13 protein-coding genes are annotated in these 15074 nt (G+C 69.2%); 5 read left to right on the forward strand and 8 right to left on the reverse strand.

Translation table 11 applies throughout. The features are described from left to right. Nucleotides 1-47: 47 nt before the first annotated feature. Both ACQE3C_RS11585 and ACQE3C_RS11590 read right to left on the reverse strand, forming a co-directional pair. On the reverse strand, nucleotides 48-1289 hold the full coding sequence (locus tag ACQE3C_RS11585; RefSeq protein ID WP_434539340.1) for an IS256 family transposase: 1242 nt from the start codon (nucleotides 1287-1289) through the stop codon (nucleotides 48-50). 341 nt (nucleotides 1290-1630) lie between these two features. Next, complete coding sequence (locus tag ACQE3C_RS11590; RefSeq protein ID WP_434539341.1) at nucleotides 1631-2113, reverse strand: MarR family winged helix-turn-helix transcriptional regulator; 483 nt, start codon at nucleotides 2111-2113, stop codon at nucleotides 1631-1633. 100 nt (nucleotides 2114-2213) lie between these two features. Here ACQE3C_RS11590 and ACQE3C_RS11595 point away from each other — a divergent pair, with 100 nt between their 5' ends. The 3 genes from ACQE3C_RS11595 to ACQE3C_RS11605 all read left to right on the forward strand — a co-directional run bounded on the left by ACQE3C_RS11595 (nucleotide 2214) and on the right by ACQE3C_RS11605 (nucleotide 4772). After that, nucleotides 2214-4058, forward strand: coding sequence for an ABC transporter ATP-binding protein (locus ACQE3C_RS11595; protein WP_434539342.1), 1845 nt, complete (start codon nucleotides 2214-2216; stop codon nucleotides 4056-4058). A gap of 64 nt (nucleotides 4059-4122) precedes the next feature. Beyond that, nucleotides 4123-4341: a hypothetical protein gene (locus ACQE3C_RS11600; protein ID WP_434539343.1), complete on the forward strand. Its 219-nt coding sequence runs from the start codon at nucleotides 4123-4125 to the stop codon at nucleotides 4339-4341. Nucleotides 4342-4343: 2 nt separating this feature from the next. Beyond that, nucleotides 4344-4772: a type II toxin-antitoxin system VapC family toxin gene (locus tag ACQE3C_RS11605; protein ID WP_434539344.1), complete on the forward strand. Its 429-nt coding sequence runs from the start codon at nucleotides 4344-4346 to the stop codon at nucleotides 4770-4772. Nucleotides 4773-4997: 225 nt separating this feature from the next. On the opposite strand, the gene ACQE3C_RS11610 is transcribed toward ACQE3C_RS11605, so the two are convergent. The 3 genes from ACQE3C_RS11610 to ACQE3C_RS11620 form a co-directional block, all read right to left on the reverse strand. After that, nucleotides 4998-6590 (reverse strand): TROVE domain-containing protein, encoded by a 1593-nt coding sequence (locus ACQE3C_RS11610; RefSeq protein WP_434539345.1) that lies wholly within the window; start codon nucleotides 6588-6590, stop codon nucleotides 4998-5000. Between the two features lie 365 nt (nucleotides 6591-6955). Further along, on the reverse strand, nucleotides 6956-7783 hold the full coding sequence (locus tag ACQE3C_RS11615) for a phosphoenolpyruvate hydrolase family protein (RefSeq protein ID WP_434539346.1): 828 nt from the start codon (nucleotides 7781-7783) through the stop codon (nucleotides 6956-6958). A gap of 9 nt (nucleotides 7784-7792) precedes the next feature. Continuing rightward, nucleotides 7793-9031 (reverse strand): Tm-1-like ATP-binding domain-containing protein, encoded by a 1239-nt coding sequence (locus ACQE3C_RS11620; protein WP_434539347.1) that lies wholly within the window; start codon nucleotides 9029-9031, stop codon nucleotides 7793-7795. Nucleotides 9032-9150: 119 nt separating this feature from the next. On the opposite strand from ACQE3C_RS11620, the gene ACQE3C_RS11625 reads away from it, so the two are divergent. Then, the gene (locus ACQE3C_RS11625) at nucleotides 9151-10539 is read left to right on the forward strand and encodes a PLP-dependent aminotransferase family protein (RefSeq protein ID WP_434539348.1); all 1389 of its coding nucleotides are present in this window, start codon (nucleotides 9151-9153) and stop codon (nucleotides 10537-10539) included. Here the strand turns inward: ACQE3C_RS11625 and ACQE3C_RS11630 are convergent. The 3 genes from ACQE3C_RS11630 to ACQE3C_RS11640 are packed head-to-tail and all read right to left on the reverse strand — an operon-like array spanning nucleotide 10523 to nucleotide 14028. Next, on the reverse strand, nucleotides 10523-10981 hold the full coding sequence (locus ACQE3C_RS11630; RefSeq protein WP_434539349.1) for a hypothetical protein: 459 nt from the start codon (nucleotides 10979-10981) through the stop codon (nucleotides 10523-10525). The two genes, ACQE3C_RS11625 and ACQE3C_RS11630, sit on opposite strands and share 17 nt — an antisense overlap. A gap of 42 nt (nucleotides 10982-11023) precedes the next feature. Next, nucleotides 11024-11800, reverse strand: a complete 777-nt coding sequence (gene yaaA, locus ACQE3C_RS11635; protein ID WP_434539350.1) for a peroxide stress protein YaaA — start codon at nucleotides 11798-11800, stop codon at nucleotides 11024-11026. Nucleotides 11801-11826: 26 nt separating this feature from the next. After that, on the reverse strand, nucleotides 11827-14028 hold the full coding sequence (locus ACQE3C_RS11640; RefSeq protein WP_434539351.1) for a copper-transporting P-type ATPase: 2202 nt from the start codon (nucleotides 14026-14028) through the stop codon (nucleotides 11827-11829). A gap of 217 nt (nucleotides 14029-14245) precedes the next feature. Here ACQE3C_RS11640 and ACQE3C_RS11645 point away from each other — a divergent pair, with 217 nt between their 5' ends. Next, nucleotides 14246-15073, forward strand: coding sequence for an ABC transporter ATP-binding protein (locus tag ACQE3C_RS11645; protein WP_434539352.1), 828 nt, complete (start codon nucleotides 14246-14248; stop codon nucleotides 15071-15073). Nucleotide 15074 lies beyond the last annotated feature (1 nt).

Raw genomic sequence — 15074 nt, forward strand, 5'->3', positions numbered from 1 at the left:
CAAGTCCCGGGTAGTGGTGTAGCGGTTGGTGATCCTGTGGGGCGGGGTTAGCTGGCGAGTGCGGGCATGGTGGTCTCCTGTTCGGGCTGGTTGGTGATGCGGGTCATGCGGCTCTTGGCGAGGGTTTCGAGGCCGAGGTAGCGGCGTCCTTCGGCCCATTCATCGGTTTGCTCGGCCAGGACAGCGCCGACGAGCCGGACGATTGCGCCCCGGTTCGGGAAGATCCCCACGGAATCGGTGCGGCGGCGGATCTCCCGGTTCAACCGTTCGGTGGGGTTGTTCGACCAGATCTGGTGCCAGACCTCGACGGGGAACTGGGTGAACGCGAGGATGTCGGCCCGGGCCGCATCGAGGTGCTCGGTGGCCTCGGGCAGCTTGTCGGCGGTGTAGTCCAGCAGCCGGTCGAACTGGGCGTGGACGGCATCGGCGTCGGGCTGGTCGTAGACCGAGTGCAGCATCGCCTTCACCGCGGGCCACAGACTTTTCGGGGTGATGGCCATCAGGTTCGCGCTGTAGTGGGTGCGGCACCGCTGCCAGGACGCTCCGGGCAGGTTCGCCGCGACCGCCTCGACCAAACCCGTGTGGGCGTCGGAGGTCACGAGACGGACCCCGCTCAGGCCGCGGGCGACCAGGTCGGCGAAGAACTCGTTCCAGGCCGGGCCGGTCTCGCTGGTGGCGACGCGCAGGCCGAGGACTTCGCGGTGCCCGTCTGCGTTGACTCCGGTCGCGAGCATCACCACCGAGTTGATGACCCGGCCGCCCTCGCGGACCTTCATGGTCAACGCGTCCGCGGTGACGAAGGTGAACGGCCCGGCCTCGCCCAGGGGTCGGTGGCGGAACTGCTCGACGTGTTCGTCCAGCTCGGCGGCCATCCGGCTCACCTGGGACTTCGACAGCCTGTCGATTCCCAATGCCTTGACCAGCTTGTCCATCCGGCGCGTGGACACGCCGGCGAGGTAACAGTCCGCGACCACGGTGATCAGGGCAGTCTCGGCGCGCTTGCGGCGTTCCAGGAGCCAGTCAGGGAAGTAGCTGCCGGTGCGTAGTTTCGGGATCGCGAGGTCGATCGTGCCGGTGCGGGTGTCGAGGGCGCGGTGGCGGTAGCCGTTGCGTTGCGCGGCCCGGCCCGGGGTGGGCTGGCCGTAGTCGGCGCCGACCACCGCGTCAGCATCAGCACTGAGCAGGGCGTTGAGCATGGTCTGCAACAGACTGCGCATCATGTCCGGTGATGCCTCGGTAAGCAGCTCGCCAAGAACGCGGGCAGGGTCGACAATGTGTGGAGCGGTCATCGTGATGGTCCTTCTCGAGTGAGTTGTGAGAGATGAACTCGAGGATCACGCGGTGACCGCCCTGTCGTCCAGACCCGGGCCGCCCCGCTACACCACTATCTGGGACTCAACTTCTCGCGCCTGGGTTGGCGCGCCAGCGCCCGCACGTATCCGCATACTCGGCAGGGCGGAGGACTGGCCGCGGAGCGCGTCGCGGGCATTGATCAAACCGACTCGCGAAACGCGTGTTGGTGTCGTGCGGTGAAGGCAGCCGTGCGTGCAGGCCGTGCGCAGGCGCAAGGTCTGCAGGTCATTGATCCAGATTCGCCAGCAAACCTTGCACGGCTGCAAGATCTGCACGCTCAGCGGGCCAACAGCCCCAGCAACTGCGCAAGCTGGGCCCGCTGCCCCTCGTCCAGGGGCGCGAAGTACTCGTCCGAGAGTTGGCGGCGCTTGGCCAGCACCGCATCGCACAACTCGCGGCCGGTGTCACTGGGGGTCACGATGACCGCTCGCCGGTCCGCCGGGTCGGGCTCCCGGCTGACCAGGCCGCGGTCCTGCAGCGAGTCGATGACCTCGGTGGCCGAGCGCGGGGCGATCCGCAGGCGCTCGGCGAGGTCCTTCAACCGCATCCCCCCGCCGGATCGCATCAGGGTGCTCAGGGCCCGCCACTGCCCGGGGGTGATCCCCCAGGGGGCCAACTGCTCGGTCCACTGGTGGCGCAGGCCGCGGAAGGTGGCGTGCAGCAGCGACCCCAGGTCGGGGGAGTGGCCCCGATCCCCCGGGGAATCACTCGTCCCCCCGCGTGGGGCCCCCGGTGACAACGGCGAATGGTCGGCGGGCATGGCGCCACCCTATCCCAACTTGCGTGCAGCCTCATAATGAGGTAACCTCAGCAATGCGTGTGAACAGTTCCACGCCTTCCACTCCAGGAGGTGGTGCCGCATGGCAACCCCCCACATTTCTGGCGAAGTCGCACCTGGTGGACCCACTCGCGGTCCCGGCCGGGTCAGCGCCGCCGACAAGTCACAGCTCAAGCAACACCCCGTCGACCTGCGCAGGGTCGCCGCGTTGTTCGCCCCCCACAAGTTCACCATCGTGCTGGTGATGCTGCTGATCAGCGCCTCGTCGTTGGTCGGCCTGGCCCAGCCCTTCCTCGTGCGCGCGGTCATCGACACCGCGCTGCCCCAGCAGGACGTCAGCCTGCTCGCCCTGCTCGCCGGGGCCATGGTCGCGGTCGCCGCGACGACCTCGGCGATCGGGGTCATCCAGACCTGGTTGGCCACCCGCATGGGCCAGCGGGTCATGCACAGCCTGCGCACCTCACTGTTCGGCCACCTGCAGAAGCAGTCGCTGGCCTTCTTCACCCGCACCCGCGGCGGCGACGTCCAGTCGCGGCTGACCAATGACATCAACGGCATGCAGTCGGTGGTCACCACCACGGCCACCTCGGTGGCCTCGAACCTGACCACCGCGGTCGCCACCATCATCGCGATGGTTGCGCTGTCACCGCGACTGACCCTGCTCTCGCTGCTGGTGCTGCCGCCCTCGATCTGGCTCAGCCGTCGCGTCGCCCTGCTGCGCCGCGACATCACCAGTGCCCGCCAGCGCGAACTGTCCGAGCTGTACAACCAGGTCGAGGAGGGGCTGTCGGTCTCCGGCATCCGCCTGGCCAAGACCCTGGGCAGTACCGGACGAAACAGTGCGCGCTTCACGGCTTCGTCCGAACGTCTCGTCGGGCTCGAAATGCGGTCGCAACTCGCCGGGCAGTGGCGGATGGCGACGATGTCGATCGTCTTCGCCGCGATCCCCGCGGCGATCTACCTGGCCGCCGGCTTCCCGGCCGCCTCGGGCGGCATGACCATCGGTACCCTGGTCGCCTTCACCGCCCTGCAGGCCACCATCTTCCGCCCGATCATGGGGCTGCTCAACGTCGGCGTGCAGTGGGTCACCGCGATGGCCCTGTTCAGCCGCATCTTCGAGTACCTCGACCTCACCCCCGAGGTGCCCGCCCCGGCCGAGCCGGTGGCGATCAACCTGGACGAGGTGCGCGGTGAGGTGCGCTTCGAGGGCGTCGAGTTCGCCTATGCCGATGGCGAGCCGGTGCTGCGCGGCATCGACCTGGTGATTGCGGCCGGCACCACCACCGCCGTGGTCGGGCCCACCGGCTCGGGCAAGTCGACCCTGGGCTCACTGGTGCCGCGACTGCACGACACCAGCGCCGGACGAGTCACCATCGATGGCATCGACGTGCGCGACCTGGCCCCCGAGGACCTGGCCCGGATCGTCGGCGTGGTCAGCCAGGAGACCTACCTGGTGCACTCCACGGTGCGCGAGAACCTGCTGCTGGCCAAGCCAGATGCCTCCGACGACGAGCTGTGGACCGTTCTGGAATCGGCCCGGATCGCCGACCTGGTCGCCAGCCTGCCCGATGGTTTGGAGACGGTCGTGGGTGCCCGTGGCCACCGCTTCTCCGGCGGTGAGCAGCAGCGGCTGGCCATCGCGCGGACCCTGCTGCGCAACCCGAAGGTGCTCGTCCTCGACGAGGCCACCAGCGCCCTGGACAACACCACCGAGGCCGAGGTGCAGGCCGCCCTGGACCGGCTCGCCGAGGGACGCACCACGCTGACCATCGCCCACCGCCTCTCGACGGTGGAGGATGCCGACCAGGTCGTCGTGCTCGAGGGTGGTCACCTGGCCGAGATCGGCACCCCGGCCCAGCTGCGGGCCGCCGGTGGGGCCTTCGCCCGGCTGGCTGCCCATCAGGTGGCGGAGGAACTGGCGGCCTGACCGGGCCTGGTCAACGTCCGCTCGGCGACCGAGCATCAGCATTCCCGTCGCCTAGACTTGGGCCATGTCCGAGAACCGTGAGAAGCTGCACCGGCTGATCGACCGCCTCCCCGAGGAGCAGGTCGAGCAGGTGCTGTCTGATGTCTGGTCGCGCACTCAGCCGCGCCCGGTTCCATCGGAGAAGGCGTTCGCCTGGATCGGTGCTGGAGTCGCCAAGAACGGGCGTACCGACAACGCAACGCACGTCGACGAGTTGCTCGCCGAGGGCTTCGGCCGCCACTGATTGTGATTCTGATCGACACCGCACCCATCGTGGCGGCCGCCTTCCGAACTGAAGAGCACTACGAAGTCTGCACCGAGTTGTTCACCGGTCTGCATCTGGCCGGTCGACGTCTGTTGCTCCCTGCGACGGTTGTCGCCGAGGTCGGCTATTTGCTCGATCGACTTGGCGGTCCCGAATTGGAGGCCGGGTTTCTCGAAGGCATCGCGGAGGGAGCGTTCGAGGTGGTCAATCTGACCCGGGTGGACTTCACGCGCATGGCTGAACTCGTAAGGCAGTACGACGACATGCGTCTTGGCACGACGGACGCCTCACTCATCGCTCTTGCGGAGCGGCTGAAGATCACCGAGGTGGCCACCCTCGACAGACGCCACTTCGCTGCTGTCCGGCCTCGTCATATCGAAGCGCTGTCACTGCTCCCTGAGAGGCTCTGACCTTTGATTGGAGGCTGGCTGCTGGCGGTCTCACCCCGCCCGACAGCCAATTGCCCGTGACAATCACACTTGCCCCTGTTTCGGAACAGGGGCAAGTGTGATTTAGGCGGGTAACCAGCCGAGGGGTCGGCCAGCTGCGGGGGTGCGGGCCACCAGTTGTGGGACCGGGCAGCCGGTGCGACCGGAGCCCGTCGGGGCTTGTCAGGCTCGACTGCCTGGCCCCGCTCAGCCGCGGGCGAACTGGCTGATCAGGTTCGGCACCGCCGCGTCGAACCCAGCGATGTCGAGCATGCCCGCATCGTCCGGGTCGGCGATGGTGAACCCGGTGGAGGTCATGCCGACCACCACCAGCTTCGCCGCGATCCCGGTCTGCTCGCGGTAGGCCCGCAGGGCCTGGTGCGGGTGCACGCTGCCGGCCCAGGTCTCGTTGTCGGTGTAGATGACGAATACATCGACCTCGAGGCCCTGCTGCGCCGCGTGCAGCATCGGCAGCGCGCAGTCGGTGCCACCGAAGGGCAACGCACGAACCGCCCTGAGCGCATCGTCCAGACGCCTGCGCGGCGAGATCGCCAACGGCGTCAGGCCAGTGGGGGCATCCCAGCCACCCGCACGGGTGAAACCCACTGCGGACGAGCCCGGCTCGGTCGCCAACTGGACCAGGGCCAGGGCCGCCGAGGCCTCGCGGGCGCTGAGCGGCAGCCCCGAGATCATGGCACCCATCGACCCGGAGACGTCGACCGCCAACAGCATCCTGCGCCCGGCCGCCGCCACCGCCCCGAAGGCCGCGTAGAAGGCCTCGTCCAGCGCGTCGACCACCTTGGTGGTCGGCACCCAACTGCTCTCGCCACGAGCCGAGCGGCCCGAGGCATAGGTGCGCTGGGCCACCAGCACGTTGACCGGGTGCACCCTCGCCCGGCGCAGGCGCGCGCCATCGACCAACTGCCCGGTGACCAGGTCGGTGTGACCACCCAGATCGGGCAGCAGCCCGAGCCTGGTCAACCTCGGCAGCTGGCGCAGCAGTGCGGTCTGCGGCAGCCCGGCGTCGAGCAATGCCTCCCACACCCCCGGCTCGCGCAGGGCTGCATCGGGCAGCATCTCCCAGGTCAGACCGTGCTCGGCCACCAGCCGTGCCCAGGTGGGCACATCGGTGGCCTGCTGGGCAGCCATGAACCCTTCCACCAACTGCGGCAGCTCGGCCCCGGCGGTGCCGCGCACGACCCAGTCGAAGGTGTCACGCACCGCCGGCACGGACGAGACCGGGTGTGACAGGCGCAACAGGTCACGGTGCGACCAGCCCTCACGCTGGCGGTACTTCACCACCTGGTGCGCCAGGGCATCGGCGTCCTTGGAGGTGTACCAACCAGCCACCGCCCGACGCAGGCCACGGCCCCACCCACGGAACTGCTCGACGTAGCCGGCGAACAGGAACAGGTGGGTACCGGTGCGGGCCACCTGCGGCAGGGCCGCCAGCGCCAGCGCCGCCGACTCGGGCACCGAGGCGGCATAGGCCAGGGCGAACAGCGCCGGGTTCTGCTTTGGCGCAGCGCCACTGGTGGACACCTCGACGATCACATCGACCAACCCGGCAGGATCATTGACCGCCATCCGGGTGAGCACGGCCGCGTTGTCCAAGGCCAGGGCGTGGTCGGTGGCGTAGTAGGTGCCGCCGTCGACGCCCAGGATGAGGAACCGGCGCAGGCGCGCGGCATCGTCCAGCTCGAAGGTGTGGCCACCGGCCGAGTTCGGGACCTGTCGCGGGTCCGCGCTCAGGCTCTGGGGAGTGCGGCGCAGGTTCAGCGTGCGCAGGATGTCGATCATTGTCAGTTCCTCCTTCCGGTGCCCTCGGATGGGCGGGCACCAGCGGGGACGGGCGTGTGGTGCTGACCGGATGGGCCGGGTTTCCCCGGTTGGTCCACTCCTGGACCTTCCCTGGTTGGAGAGATAACCGATCGGCTTCGGCCCGCCCCCGCGGGTGCGGTTGATGGGGTCAGACAGGCATGGTGGTGGCCGCCGGGAAGTCCATTGCTCTGCCGTTGAGCTACCGGCCGGGGCCGGCGAGGAGTCGAACCTCGAACCTGCGGATCCAGATAACCGACAACCTTCGGCCCGTCTGACCTGACCAGTCTGGCCGGGCTTCGTGGAGTCGGCAAGGGATTTATCGCCGGGCCACCACAGCCCCGGACCTACTTCGTGAAGGTGATCGCCTTGAACTTCTCCGTCTGCTCCTTGATCCCCGTCTCGGTCGGGAACCGCTCGACCGAGCTCGCGCCGTAGAAGCCGACCACGCCCTCGGTGTTGTCCAGCACGTACTGGGCATCCTCGGGGTTGGCGATCGGGCCGCCGTGGCACAGCACCAGGATGTCGGGGTTCACCGAACGGGCCGCATCGGCCAGCTCCTGCACCCGCTTGGCGGCCTCCTCCAGCGTCATCGAGGTCTTCGCCCCGATGGTGCCCGAGGTGGTCAGGCCCATGTGCGGCACCAGGATGTCCGCCCCGGCCGCCGCCATCGCCTTGGCCTGGTCGGTGTCGAAGACATAGGGCGAGGTGAGCAGGTCGAGCTCATGGGCCATCCGGATCATGTCGACCTCCAGCCCGTAGCTCATGCCCGTCTCCTCCAGGTTCGCCCGGAAGACGCCGTCGATCAGCCCCACCGTCGGGAAGTTCTGCACCCCGGCGAAGCCGACCTCCTTCACCTGCTTCAGGAACAGCGGCATGATCCGGAACGGGTCGGTGCCGTGCACACCGGCCATCACGGGGGTGTGCTTGACCACCGGCAGCACCTCCATCGCCATCTCCATCACGATGGCATTGGCGTCGCCATAGGACATCAGCCCGGCCAGCGACCCGCGCCCGGCCATCCGGAACCGGCCGGAGTTGTAGATGATCAGCAGGTCGATGCCGCCCGCCTCGGCCGACTTGGCCGAGATGCCGGTGCCGGCACCCCCACCGACGATCGGCTTGCCGTCGGCCACCTGCTGGCGGAACCTGGCCAGGATGTCGCTGCGACTCATGATGTCTCCTCAGTTGTTGGTTGCGGAATCAGTGATCTGGCGGTGCAGTGCCTCGGCCATCGCCCTGCCGAAGCCCGCGTCGTTGATGTGCTGGTCGACGTCGTGGACGACCACCGCCGAGCCCTCCAGGCCCACCTTCAGCTCGTGGATGAGCCGGGCATTGGCCTCGGGGTCCCAGAACGGGCCGTCGACGATGTCGATGCCCGAGACCCCCCGCAGCGGGATGAACAGTTCGGTCGGGCCGGTCGCGGCGGCGAGCTTGCGGGCGATCCGACGGCCCAGCTCGGCCATCTCGTCCGGGGTGGTGCGCATCAGCGTGATGGTCGGGTTGTGGACGAGGAAGTTGCGCCCGTCGTACTTGGTCGGGACCTCCTCGCGGGGGCCGAAGTTGACCATGTCGAGCGCACCCAGGCTGACCACCTGCGGCAGGCCGACCCTGCCGGCCTCCTCCAACCGGTCCGGCCCCGCCGACAGGATGCCCCCGGCCAGGTCGTCGCACAGTTCGGTGGTGGTCAGGTCGCAGACCCCGGCCAGCAGCCCGTCATGGACCAGCTTCTCCATGGCCTGGCCGCCGGTGCCGGTGGCGTGGAAGACCAGCACCTCATAGCCCAGGCCCTCCAGCACCTGCCGGGCCTCGTCGGCGGCCGGCGTGGTCAGCCCGAACATGGTGATCGCCACGTTGGGCTTGTGCTCCTCGGCCTCGGGGGCGGCCAGCCGGGCCTCGTAGGCCCTGGCCATGCCCGCGATGCCGGCGGCCGCGTTGCCGAAGACCTTTGACGAGATGGAGTTGATGCCGGCCACGTCGACCACCGAGTACATCAAGGTGGTGTCGACCTCACCGACGTAGGGCTTCACGTTGCCCGAGGCCATGGTCGAGATGAGCAGCTTCGGGAAGCCCACCGGCAGGGCCTGCATCACCGGTGCCGCCACCGACGAACCCCCGGAGCCGCCGAAGGACAGGAAGCCATGGATCTTCTGCTCGGCCGCCAACTGCTTGACGAGCTGCGCGGCGCCCGAGCCCATGATGCCCATCACCTCGCCACGGTCGTGGCGCTCACGCACGGCCGCGGGGTCCGCCCCGGCGGCGCGGATCACGTCGTCCGAACTGATGTCTGCCAACTCGCTGGTCGAGAACGAGCCGACGTCGATGGTGAGTGTCTCGACCCCGTACTGGGCCAGTCGATCCCGCAACCACCGGCATTCTTCGCCCTTGGTGTCGAGGGTGCCCAGCAATGCCACTGTCGCCATGCCGACCTCCTTGTCCGATCATGGAATTCGTCATTGAACACTGCGAGGCTAGGCCGCCCGACCCGATGGCTGCTGGGCCAATCTGCGAGAAGTGGCCCACCCGTGGCATGCTCGGGGGCATGGCCACCACCCGCATGGACGCCGCGGTGCTCAGCCGGCTGCTGCAGTCGTGGGCCGACACCGCCCCACGGTTGTCCGACGCGCTGGCCGAGGCGCTGCGCCAACTGATCGATGACGGGCTGGTGCCACCCGGCATCACCCTGCCCCCGCAGCGTGAACTGGCCGGGGCGCTCGGGGTCTCCCGCGGGACGATCGGGGCCGCCTTCGCCGCGCTCAGCGCCCGCGGCTACCTGGTCGCCCAGCAGGGTTCGGGGACGAGGGTGCGCTCGGGCCGCGCCCAATCGATGCACCTGGGCGAGGGCCGGTTCTTCTCATTCACCAACGCCCCCGCCGAGGTGGTCGACCTGTCCACCGGGGCCCTGCCCGCCTCGGGCCTGGCCCGCCGGGTGCTGGCCGCCGGGCCACCCGACCTGGGCCACTACCTGGCCACCGACGGCTACTTCCCGGCCGGCCTGCCGGTGCTGCGCCAGGCCATCGCCGAACAACTCACCCGCGACGGCCTGGCCACCCGGCCGCAGCAGGTGATGGTCAGCGCCGGCGGCCAGCAGGCGGTCTCACTGGCCGTGCGCCACCTGGTCAGCAACGGCGACCTGGCGTTGGTGGAGGACCCGACCTTCCGCGGCGGCATCGAGGCGCTGAGGGCCTACGGCGCCCATGTCGAGGCGGTCCCCAGGGTCGGCGGGGCGATGGACGCGGGGTTGCTGCGGCGCGCTGCCCCGCGTCGCCCGGCGGTCGTCTACTGCCAGACCGGTGTGCACAACCCGACCGGCCAGACCGCGGGCCCCGACGCCCGCCGTGAACTGGCCGCAGCGATCAACTCGCTCGGCGTGCCGACCATCGAGGACTGCTCGTCCTATGACCTGACCCTGCGCGGCGGACCGGCGCGCACCCTGGCCGGGCTGGTCGACCCTGAACTGCTGATCAGCGTCGGCACCATGTCGAAACTGTTCTGGGGTGGCATCCGGGTGGGCTGGGTGCGGGCCGACGAGTCGCGCATCCGGGCCCTGGTGGAACTGCGCAAGGCCGCCGACCTGGCCACGGCCGTGGTGGACCAGCTCTACGCGGTCGCCCTGCTGGGCAGCATCGACGAGGCCCGCCGCGAGCGGCGCGAGCAGTTGGCGGCGGTGCTGCCGGTCGCCGAGGCGGTCGTCCGCGACTGTTTCCCCGACTGGGCCTGGACCGCCCCGATCGGCGGGACGGGGCTGTGGATCGACACCGGCACCGACGCCCAGGCACTGGCCGAGAAGGGCAAACGGGTGGGCGTGAAGCTTGCTCCCGGGCCGAGTTTCTCCGCCCACGAAGCCCAGCGGACGATGCTGCGGCTGCCCATCTGGCATGAGCCCGAACAGCTCGCCGAGGGACTGGCCAGGCTCAGAACAGCTGGCTGATCGCGATGAACAGCCCCAGCACGCCGAGGGCGGCTGAGACCCACTGCATCGGGATCCAGAACAGGGTGTGCCGGTTGCGCAGCTGCTTCTCGGCGGCCTCGAGCTCGGCCTGGAAGAGGTAGTCGGACTGGGCCCTGGCCTCTTCGTAGCTGCTGGGCATCGGGGCGCCGGGGGCGAGTTGGAACTGGTTGGCGGCGACCATCTGGTCCAGCTGTTGGCGGCGCGGCTCCAGTCGCCTCGCGGCCTCCTGCGGCACCCGGGTCTTGTTCAGCCAGTTGCCCAGCAGGAACGCCCCGACGGCACCGGCGAACAGGCCCAGGCCGGCGAACAGGCCCGTTTCGTCGTTGGTGGCGCCGAGCGCCTCGCCCAGCCACACCATCACACCAGCAGCCAGTCCGGGAATCAGAATGCCGAGGATGCCCCAGCCAGCCCAAATGATCACGGCAGCGATGCTACTTGCTGCCGGGGTCGTGGCCCGGCAGCCTCAGTCGCGCCGGAACACCGGGACGTCGGGGGTGGAGACGTCCTTGGCGTAGCGGTAGCCGTCCTCGGCGAACTCGGTGATCGCCCGGGCCGAGCGGACCCGCTCGGTCACCAGCCAACCGACCATGGTGCCGCGGGCCCGCTTGGCGGGGAAGGAGATCACCTTCCAGTTCCCCGACCGGTCACGGTTCTCGAAGCGGGGGCTGATCACCCGGGCGTCGATGGCGTCGAAGTCGACCGCAGTGCTGTACTCGGTGGAGGCCAGGTTCACAATCACCTCCGGCCCCGGTGAGGCAGCCAGGTCGTCACGGACCAGGTCGGTGATCCGCGAACCCCAGTAGTCGTAGAGGTTGCGCCCGGCGTCGGTGTGCAGCCCGATGCCCATCTCGAGGCGGTAGGGCTGGATCAGGTCGAGCGGGCGCAGCAGCCCGTAGAGCCCCGACAGGATCCGCAGGGTCTTCTGCGCCTCGGTCCAGTCCCGTTCGTCGAACCGCTGCCGCGCGTCCAGGCCCTGGTAGGCGTCCCCGTTGAACAGCAGCGCCGCCGGCCGGGCGTTGCTGGTGGTGAACGGGGTCTCGAAGCTGGCGTAGCGGTCGACGTTGAGCGCAGCCAGCTCGTCCGAGATGTCCATCAGGGCGGCCACCTCGGGCACGGACTTGGTGCGCATCACCTCGATCAATCGTTGGCTGTCGTCGAGCTGCCGCGGCTGGGAGTGCTTGCGGGTGGTCAACGGCGAGGTGGCGTCGAGGGACTTCGCGGGGGAGAGCAGGGCCAGCATGCCCCTGAGGGTAGTCCACCCCGCAGTCACGACCCCAGCTTGACCCGATTCAGGCGGGCCGCGTTGGTGATCACACTCACCGATGACAGGGCCATGGCCAGCGCAGCGATCATCGGCGAGAGCAGCACACCCAGGAAGGGGTACAGCACGCCAGCCGCGATCGGGATGCCCAGCACGTTGTAGATGAAGGCGAAGACCAGGTTCTGGCGGATGTTGCGCATCGTCGCACGCGACAGCAGCCGGGCCCGCACGATCCCGAGCAGGTCACCGCCGAGCAGGGTGACATGGGCACTCTCCATCGCCACGTCCGTGCCGGTGCCCATGGCGATGCCGACATCGGCAGTGGCCAACGCCGGGGCATCGTTCACACCGTCGCCCGCCATTGCCACCCGGCGTCCCTCGGCGCGCAACTGCTCAATCACCCGGCCCTTGTCCTCAGGGAGAACCTGGGCGCGCACCTCGTCGATGCCCAGCCGTTGGGCGACCGCCTCGGCCGTGGTCTGGTTGTCTCCGGTCAACATCACCACGCGCAGGCCGGCCTCGTGGAGGGCGTTGATGGCTTCCGGGGTGCTGGGCTTGATCGGGTCCTCGATGGCGAGCACGCCGACCACCTGTCCGTCGACGGCCACATGGACTGCGGTGGCCCCGTCACGCCGGAGCTGGTCGGCCGCTTGTTCGGCGTGTTCGGGTGCTGACACGTAGTCGGCATTGCCGACGGCCACGGTGTGGCCCTCGACCTCGGCGCGCACACCGCCGCCGGCTTCGGAGGTGAAACCGGTCGACTTCGGTGCGCCTAGTTCGCGGTCGCGTGCCCCGTTGATGATGGCCTGGGCCAGCGGGTGCTCGGAGTGCTGTTCGACGCCGGCTGCCAGTGTCAGCACCTCGTCCTCGGTCAGGTCGGCGAGGGTCTGGACGACGGTCACCGACGGTGCGCCCTGGGTCAGGGTACCGGTCTTGTCGACCACGACAGTGTCGACCTGCTCCATCAGCTCCAGTGCCTCGGCGTTCTTGATCAGTACGCTGGCCTTCGCGGCCCGCCCGACACCGACCATGATCGACATGGGGGTGGCCAGGCCGAGCGCGCAGGGGCAGGCAATGATCAGCACCGACACGGCAACCACCAGCGCGTGGGGCAGGGCCGGCTCGGGCCCCAGCAGCAGCCACAGCACGAAGGCGATCACCGCGACCGCGATGACGGCCGGCACGAAGATGGCCGAGACCTTGTCGACCAGCGACTGGATCGGTGCCCGGGAACGTTGAGCCTCGCCCACCATCGACACGATCCGCGACAGCAGCGATTCCGAGCCGAGCCGTTCGGCGCGAATGACCAGGCTGCCATTGCCGTTCACGGTGCCGCCCACCACGGCGTCACCGGGCTGCTTCGCGACCGCTAGCGACTCGCCGGTGACCATGGACTCGTCCACGCTTGAATGCCCCTCGGTCACACTGCCGTCGACGGGCACCTTTTCGCCGGGGCGCACCCGGACGAGATCGCCGGTCACCAGGTCGGCCAGCGGCACGTCGGTCTCGGCGCCGTCGGGATTGATCCGGCGGGCCTGGGCGGGGGCGAGGTCCATCAGCGCCTTGATCGCGCCCGAGGTGGACTCGCGAGCGCGCAGCTCCAGCACCTGGCCCAGCAGCACCAGGACGGTGATGACGGCGGCGGCCTCGAAGTAGGGCTCGGGTCGTCCGTCCATGACGCGCATCGCCTCAGGGAAGGCGGTGGGCCAGAGCAGGCCGACCGTGGAGTAGGCCCACGCGGCCGTGACACCCATGGCGACCAGGGTGAACATGTTCAGGGAGCGATTCTTCACCGACTGCACGGCGCGCACGTAGAAGGGCCAACCGGCCCAGAACACCACCGGGGTGGTCAAGGCGAACTGGATCCATTGGTTGGCGGTCGCCGACAGCCCGGTGTCGATGCCGAGCATCGGGAAGATCATGGCGAGCAGCAGCACCGGGATCGTGAGGGCCGTGCCGATCCAGAACCGTCGGCGCATGTCGGCCAGTTCCTGGTTGGGGCCCGCGTCGGGGTCATAGGTGGCCGGTTCCAGGGCCATGCCGCAGATCGGGCAAGTACCGGGGCCGTCCTGTCGGATCTCGGGGTGCATCGGGCAGGTCCACTCGCTGCCGGGTCGCACCTGGGTGGCTGTCGTCGCGGCCGGAGAGTGGTGCTCGTGCCCGTGCTCGTGCCTGTGAGGCTCGTGCTCGTGCCCGTGGTTGCTCATGTCGTTCCTTCCGTTCACCGTGAGTCTATACCCCCTAGGGGTATATGCTCAAGGTGGTGCGCACAGCAGTGTGCATCGACCGCGCATCACTCGCCGCCCAGGGACTGGTGTCGCCCCGGTCGATGCACACTGCTGTTCCGCCGAGAGCGATGCAGGCCTGCGCTGCCCCCGATTGCTGTGTCAGGGTTGACAGCAGACCCGTCAGGAGGGCCAGCCCGTGATCGAGTTCCAGCAGGTTTCCAAGCAGTACCCGGACGGCACCCAGGCCGTCGCCGAGTTCAGCGCGGTCATCCCCAGCCACACGACCACCGTGCTGGTCGGCTCGAGTGGCAGCGGCAAGACCACCCTGATGCGGATGGTCAACCGGATGGTCGACCCCACCAGGGGCCGGGTGCTCATCGATGACGAGGACGTCGCCGGGGTCAACCCGGTGCTGCTGCGCCGTCGCATCGGCTACGTGATGCAGCACGGTGGCCTGCTGCCGCACCGCAAGGTGCTCGACAACATCTGCACGGTGCCGCTGCTCAACGGGGTGGCCCGCCAGCAGGCCCGCGCCCGGGCCCACGAACTGATGGAACTGGTCGGCCTGGACACCTCCATGGCCAACCGCTACCCGCACCAGCTGTCCGGGGGCCAGCAGCAGCGCGTCGGCGTCGCCCGGGCGCTGGCGGCCGACCCCAACATCCTGCTGATGGACGAACCCTTCGGCGCGGTCGACCCGCTGGTGCGCAGCGACCTGCAGCAGTGGCTGCTGGGTCTGCAGCGCGAGATCGGCAAGACCGTCGTCTTCGTCACCCACGACATCGCCGAGGCGCTGCTGCTGGGCGACGAGATCATCATCCTCAAACCCGGCGGTGAGGTGGCCCAGCGTGGCACCGGCCACGAGATCCTGGCGGCTCCGGCCGACCACTTCGTCCGCCAGTTCGTGGGCCTCGACAGCGGTGAGCGCACCCTGCACCCCGAACAGGTCAACGGCCGCACCGTCCTGGTCGATGCCCAGGGGCGCCCGGTCGGGCTGCTCAGCGACACCGGGGGCAGCCCGTGAC

This window comes from Aestuariimicrobium sp. Y1814, assembly GCF_050113895.1.
Classification (GTDB): domain Bacteria; phylum Actinomycetota; class Actinomycetes; order Propionibacteriales; family Propionibacteriaceae; genus Aestuariimicrobium.

What these genes read in the sequence shown, in the direction of transcription:
- ACQE3C_RS11625 (WP_434539348.1), top strand. Translation starts at nt 9,151, where the DNA reads ATGGCCACCACCCGCATGGACGCCGCGGTGCTCAGCCGGCTGCTGCAG.
- ACQE3C_RS11615 (WP_434539346.1), bottom strand. Translation starts at nt 7,783, where the DNA reads ATGAGTCGCAGCGACATCCTGGCCAGGTTCCGCCAGCAGGTGGCCGAC.
- ACQE3C_RS11595 (WP_434539342.1), top strand. Translation starts at nt 2,214, where the DNA reads ATGGCAACCCCCCACATTTCTGGCGAAGTCGCACCTGGTGGACCCACT.
- ACQE3C_RS11600 (WP_434539343.1), top strand. Translation starts at nt 4,123, where the DNA reads ATGTCCGAGAACCGTGAGAAGCTGCACCGGCTGATCGACCGCCTCCCC.
- ACQE3C_RS11585 (WP_434539340.1), bottom strand. Translation starts at nt 1,289, where the DNA reads ATGACCGCTCCACACATTGTCGACCCTGCCCGCGTTCTTGGCGAGCTG.
- ACQE3C_RS11610 (WP_434539345.1), bottom strand. Translation starts at nt 6,590, where the DNA reads ATGATCGACATCCTGCGCACGCTGAACCTGCGCCGCACTCCCCAGAGC.
- ACQE3C_RS11620 (WP_434539347.1), bottom strand. Translation starts at nt 9,031, where the DNA reads ATGGCGACAGTGGCATTGCTGGGCACCCTCGACACCAAGGGCGAAGAA.
- yaaA (WP_434539350.1), bottom strand. Translation starts at nt 11,800, where the DNA reads ATGCTGGCCCTGCTCTCCCCCGCGAAGTCCCTCGACGCCACCTCGCCG.
- ACQE3C_RS11590 (WP_434539341.1), bottom strand. Translation starts at nt 2,113, where the DNA reads ATGCCCGCCGACCATTCGCCGTTGTCACCGGGGGCCCCACGCGGGGGG.
- ACQE3C_RS11640 (WP_434539351.1), bottom strand. Translation starts at nt 14,028, where the DNA reads ATGAGCAACCACGGGCACGAGCACGAGCCTCACAGGCACGAGCACGGG.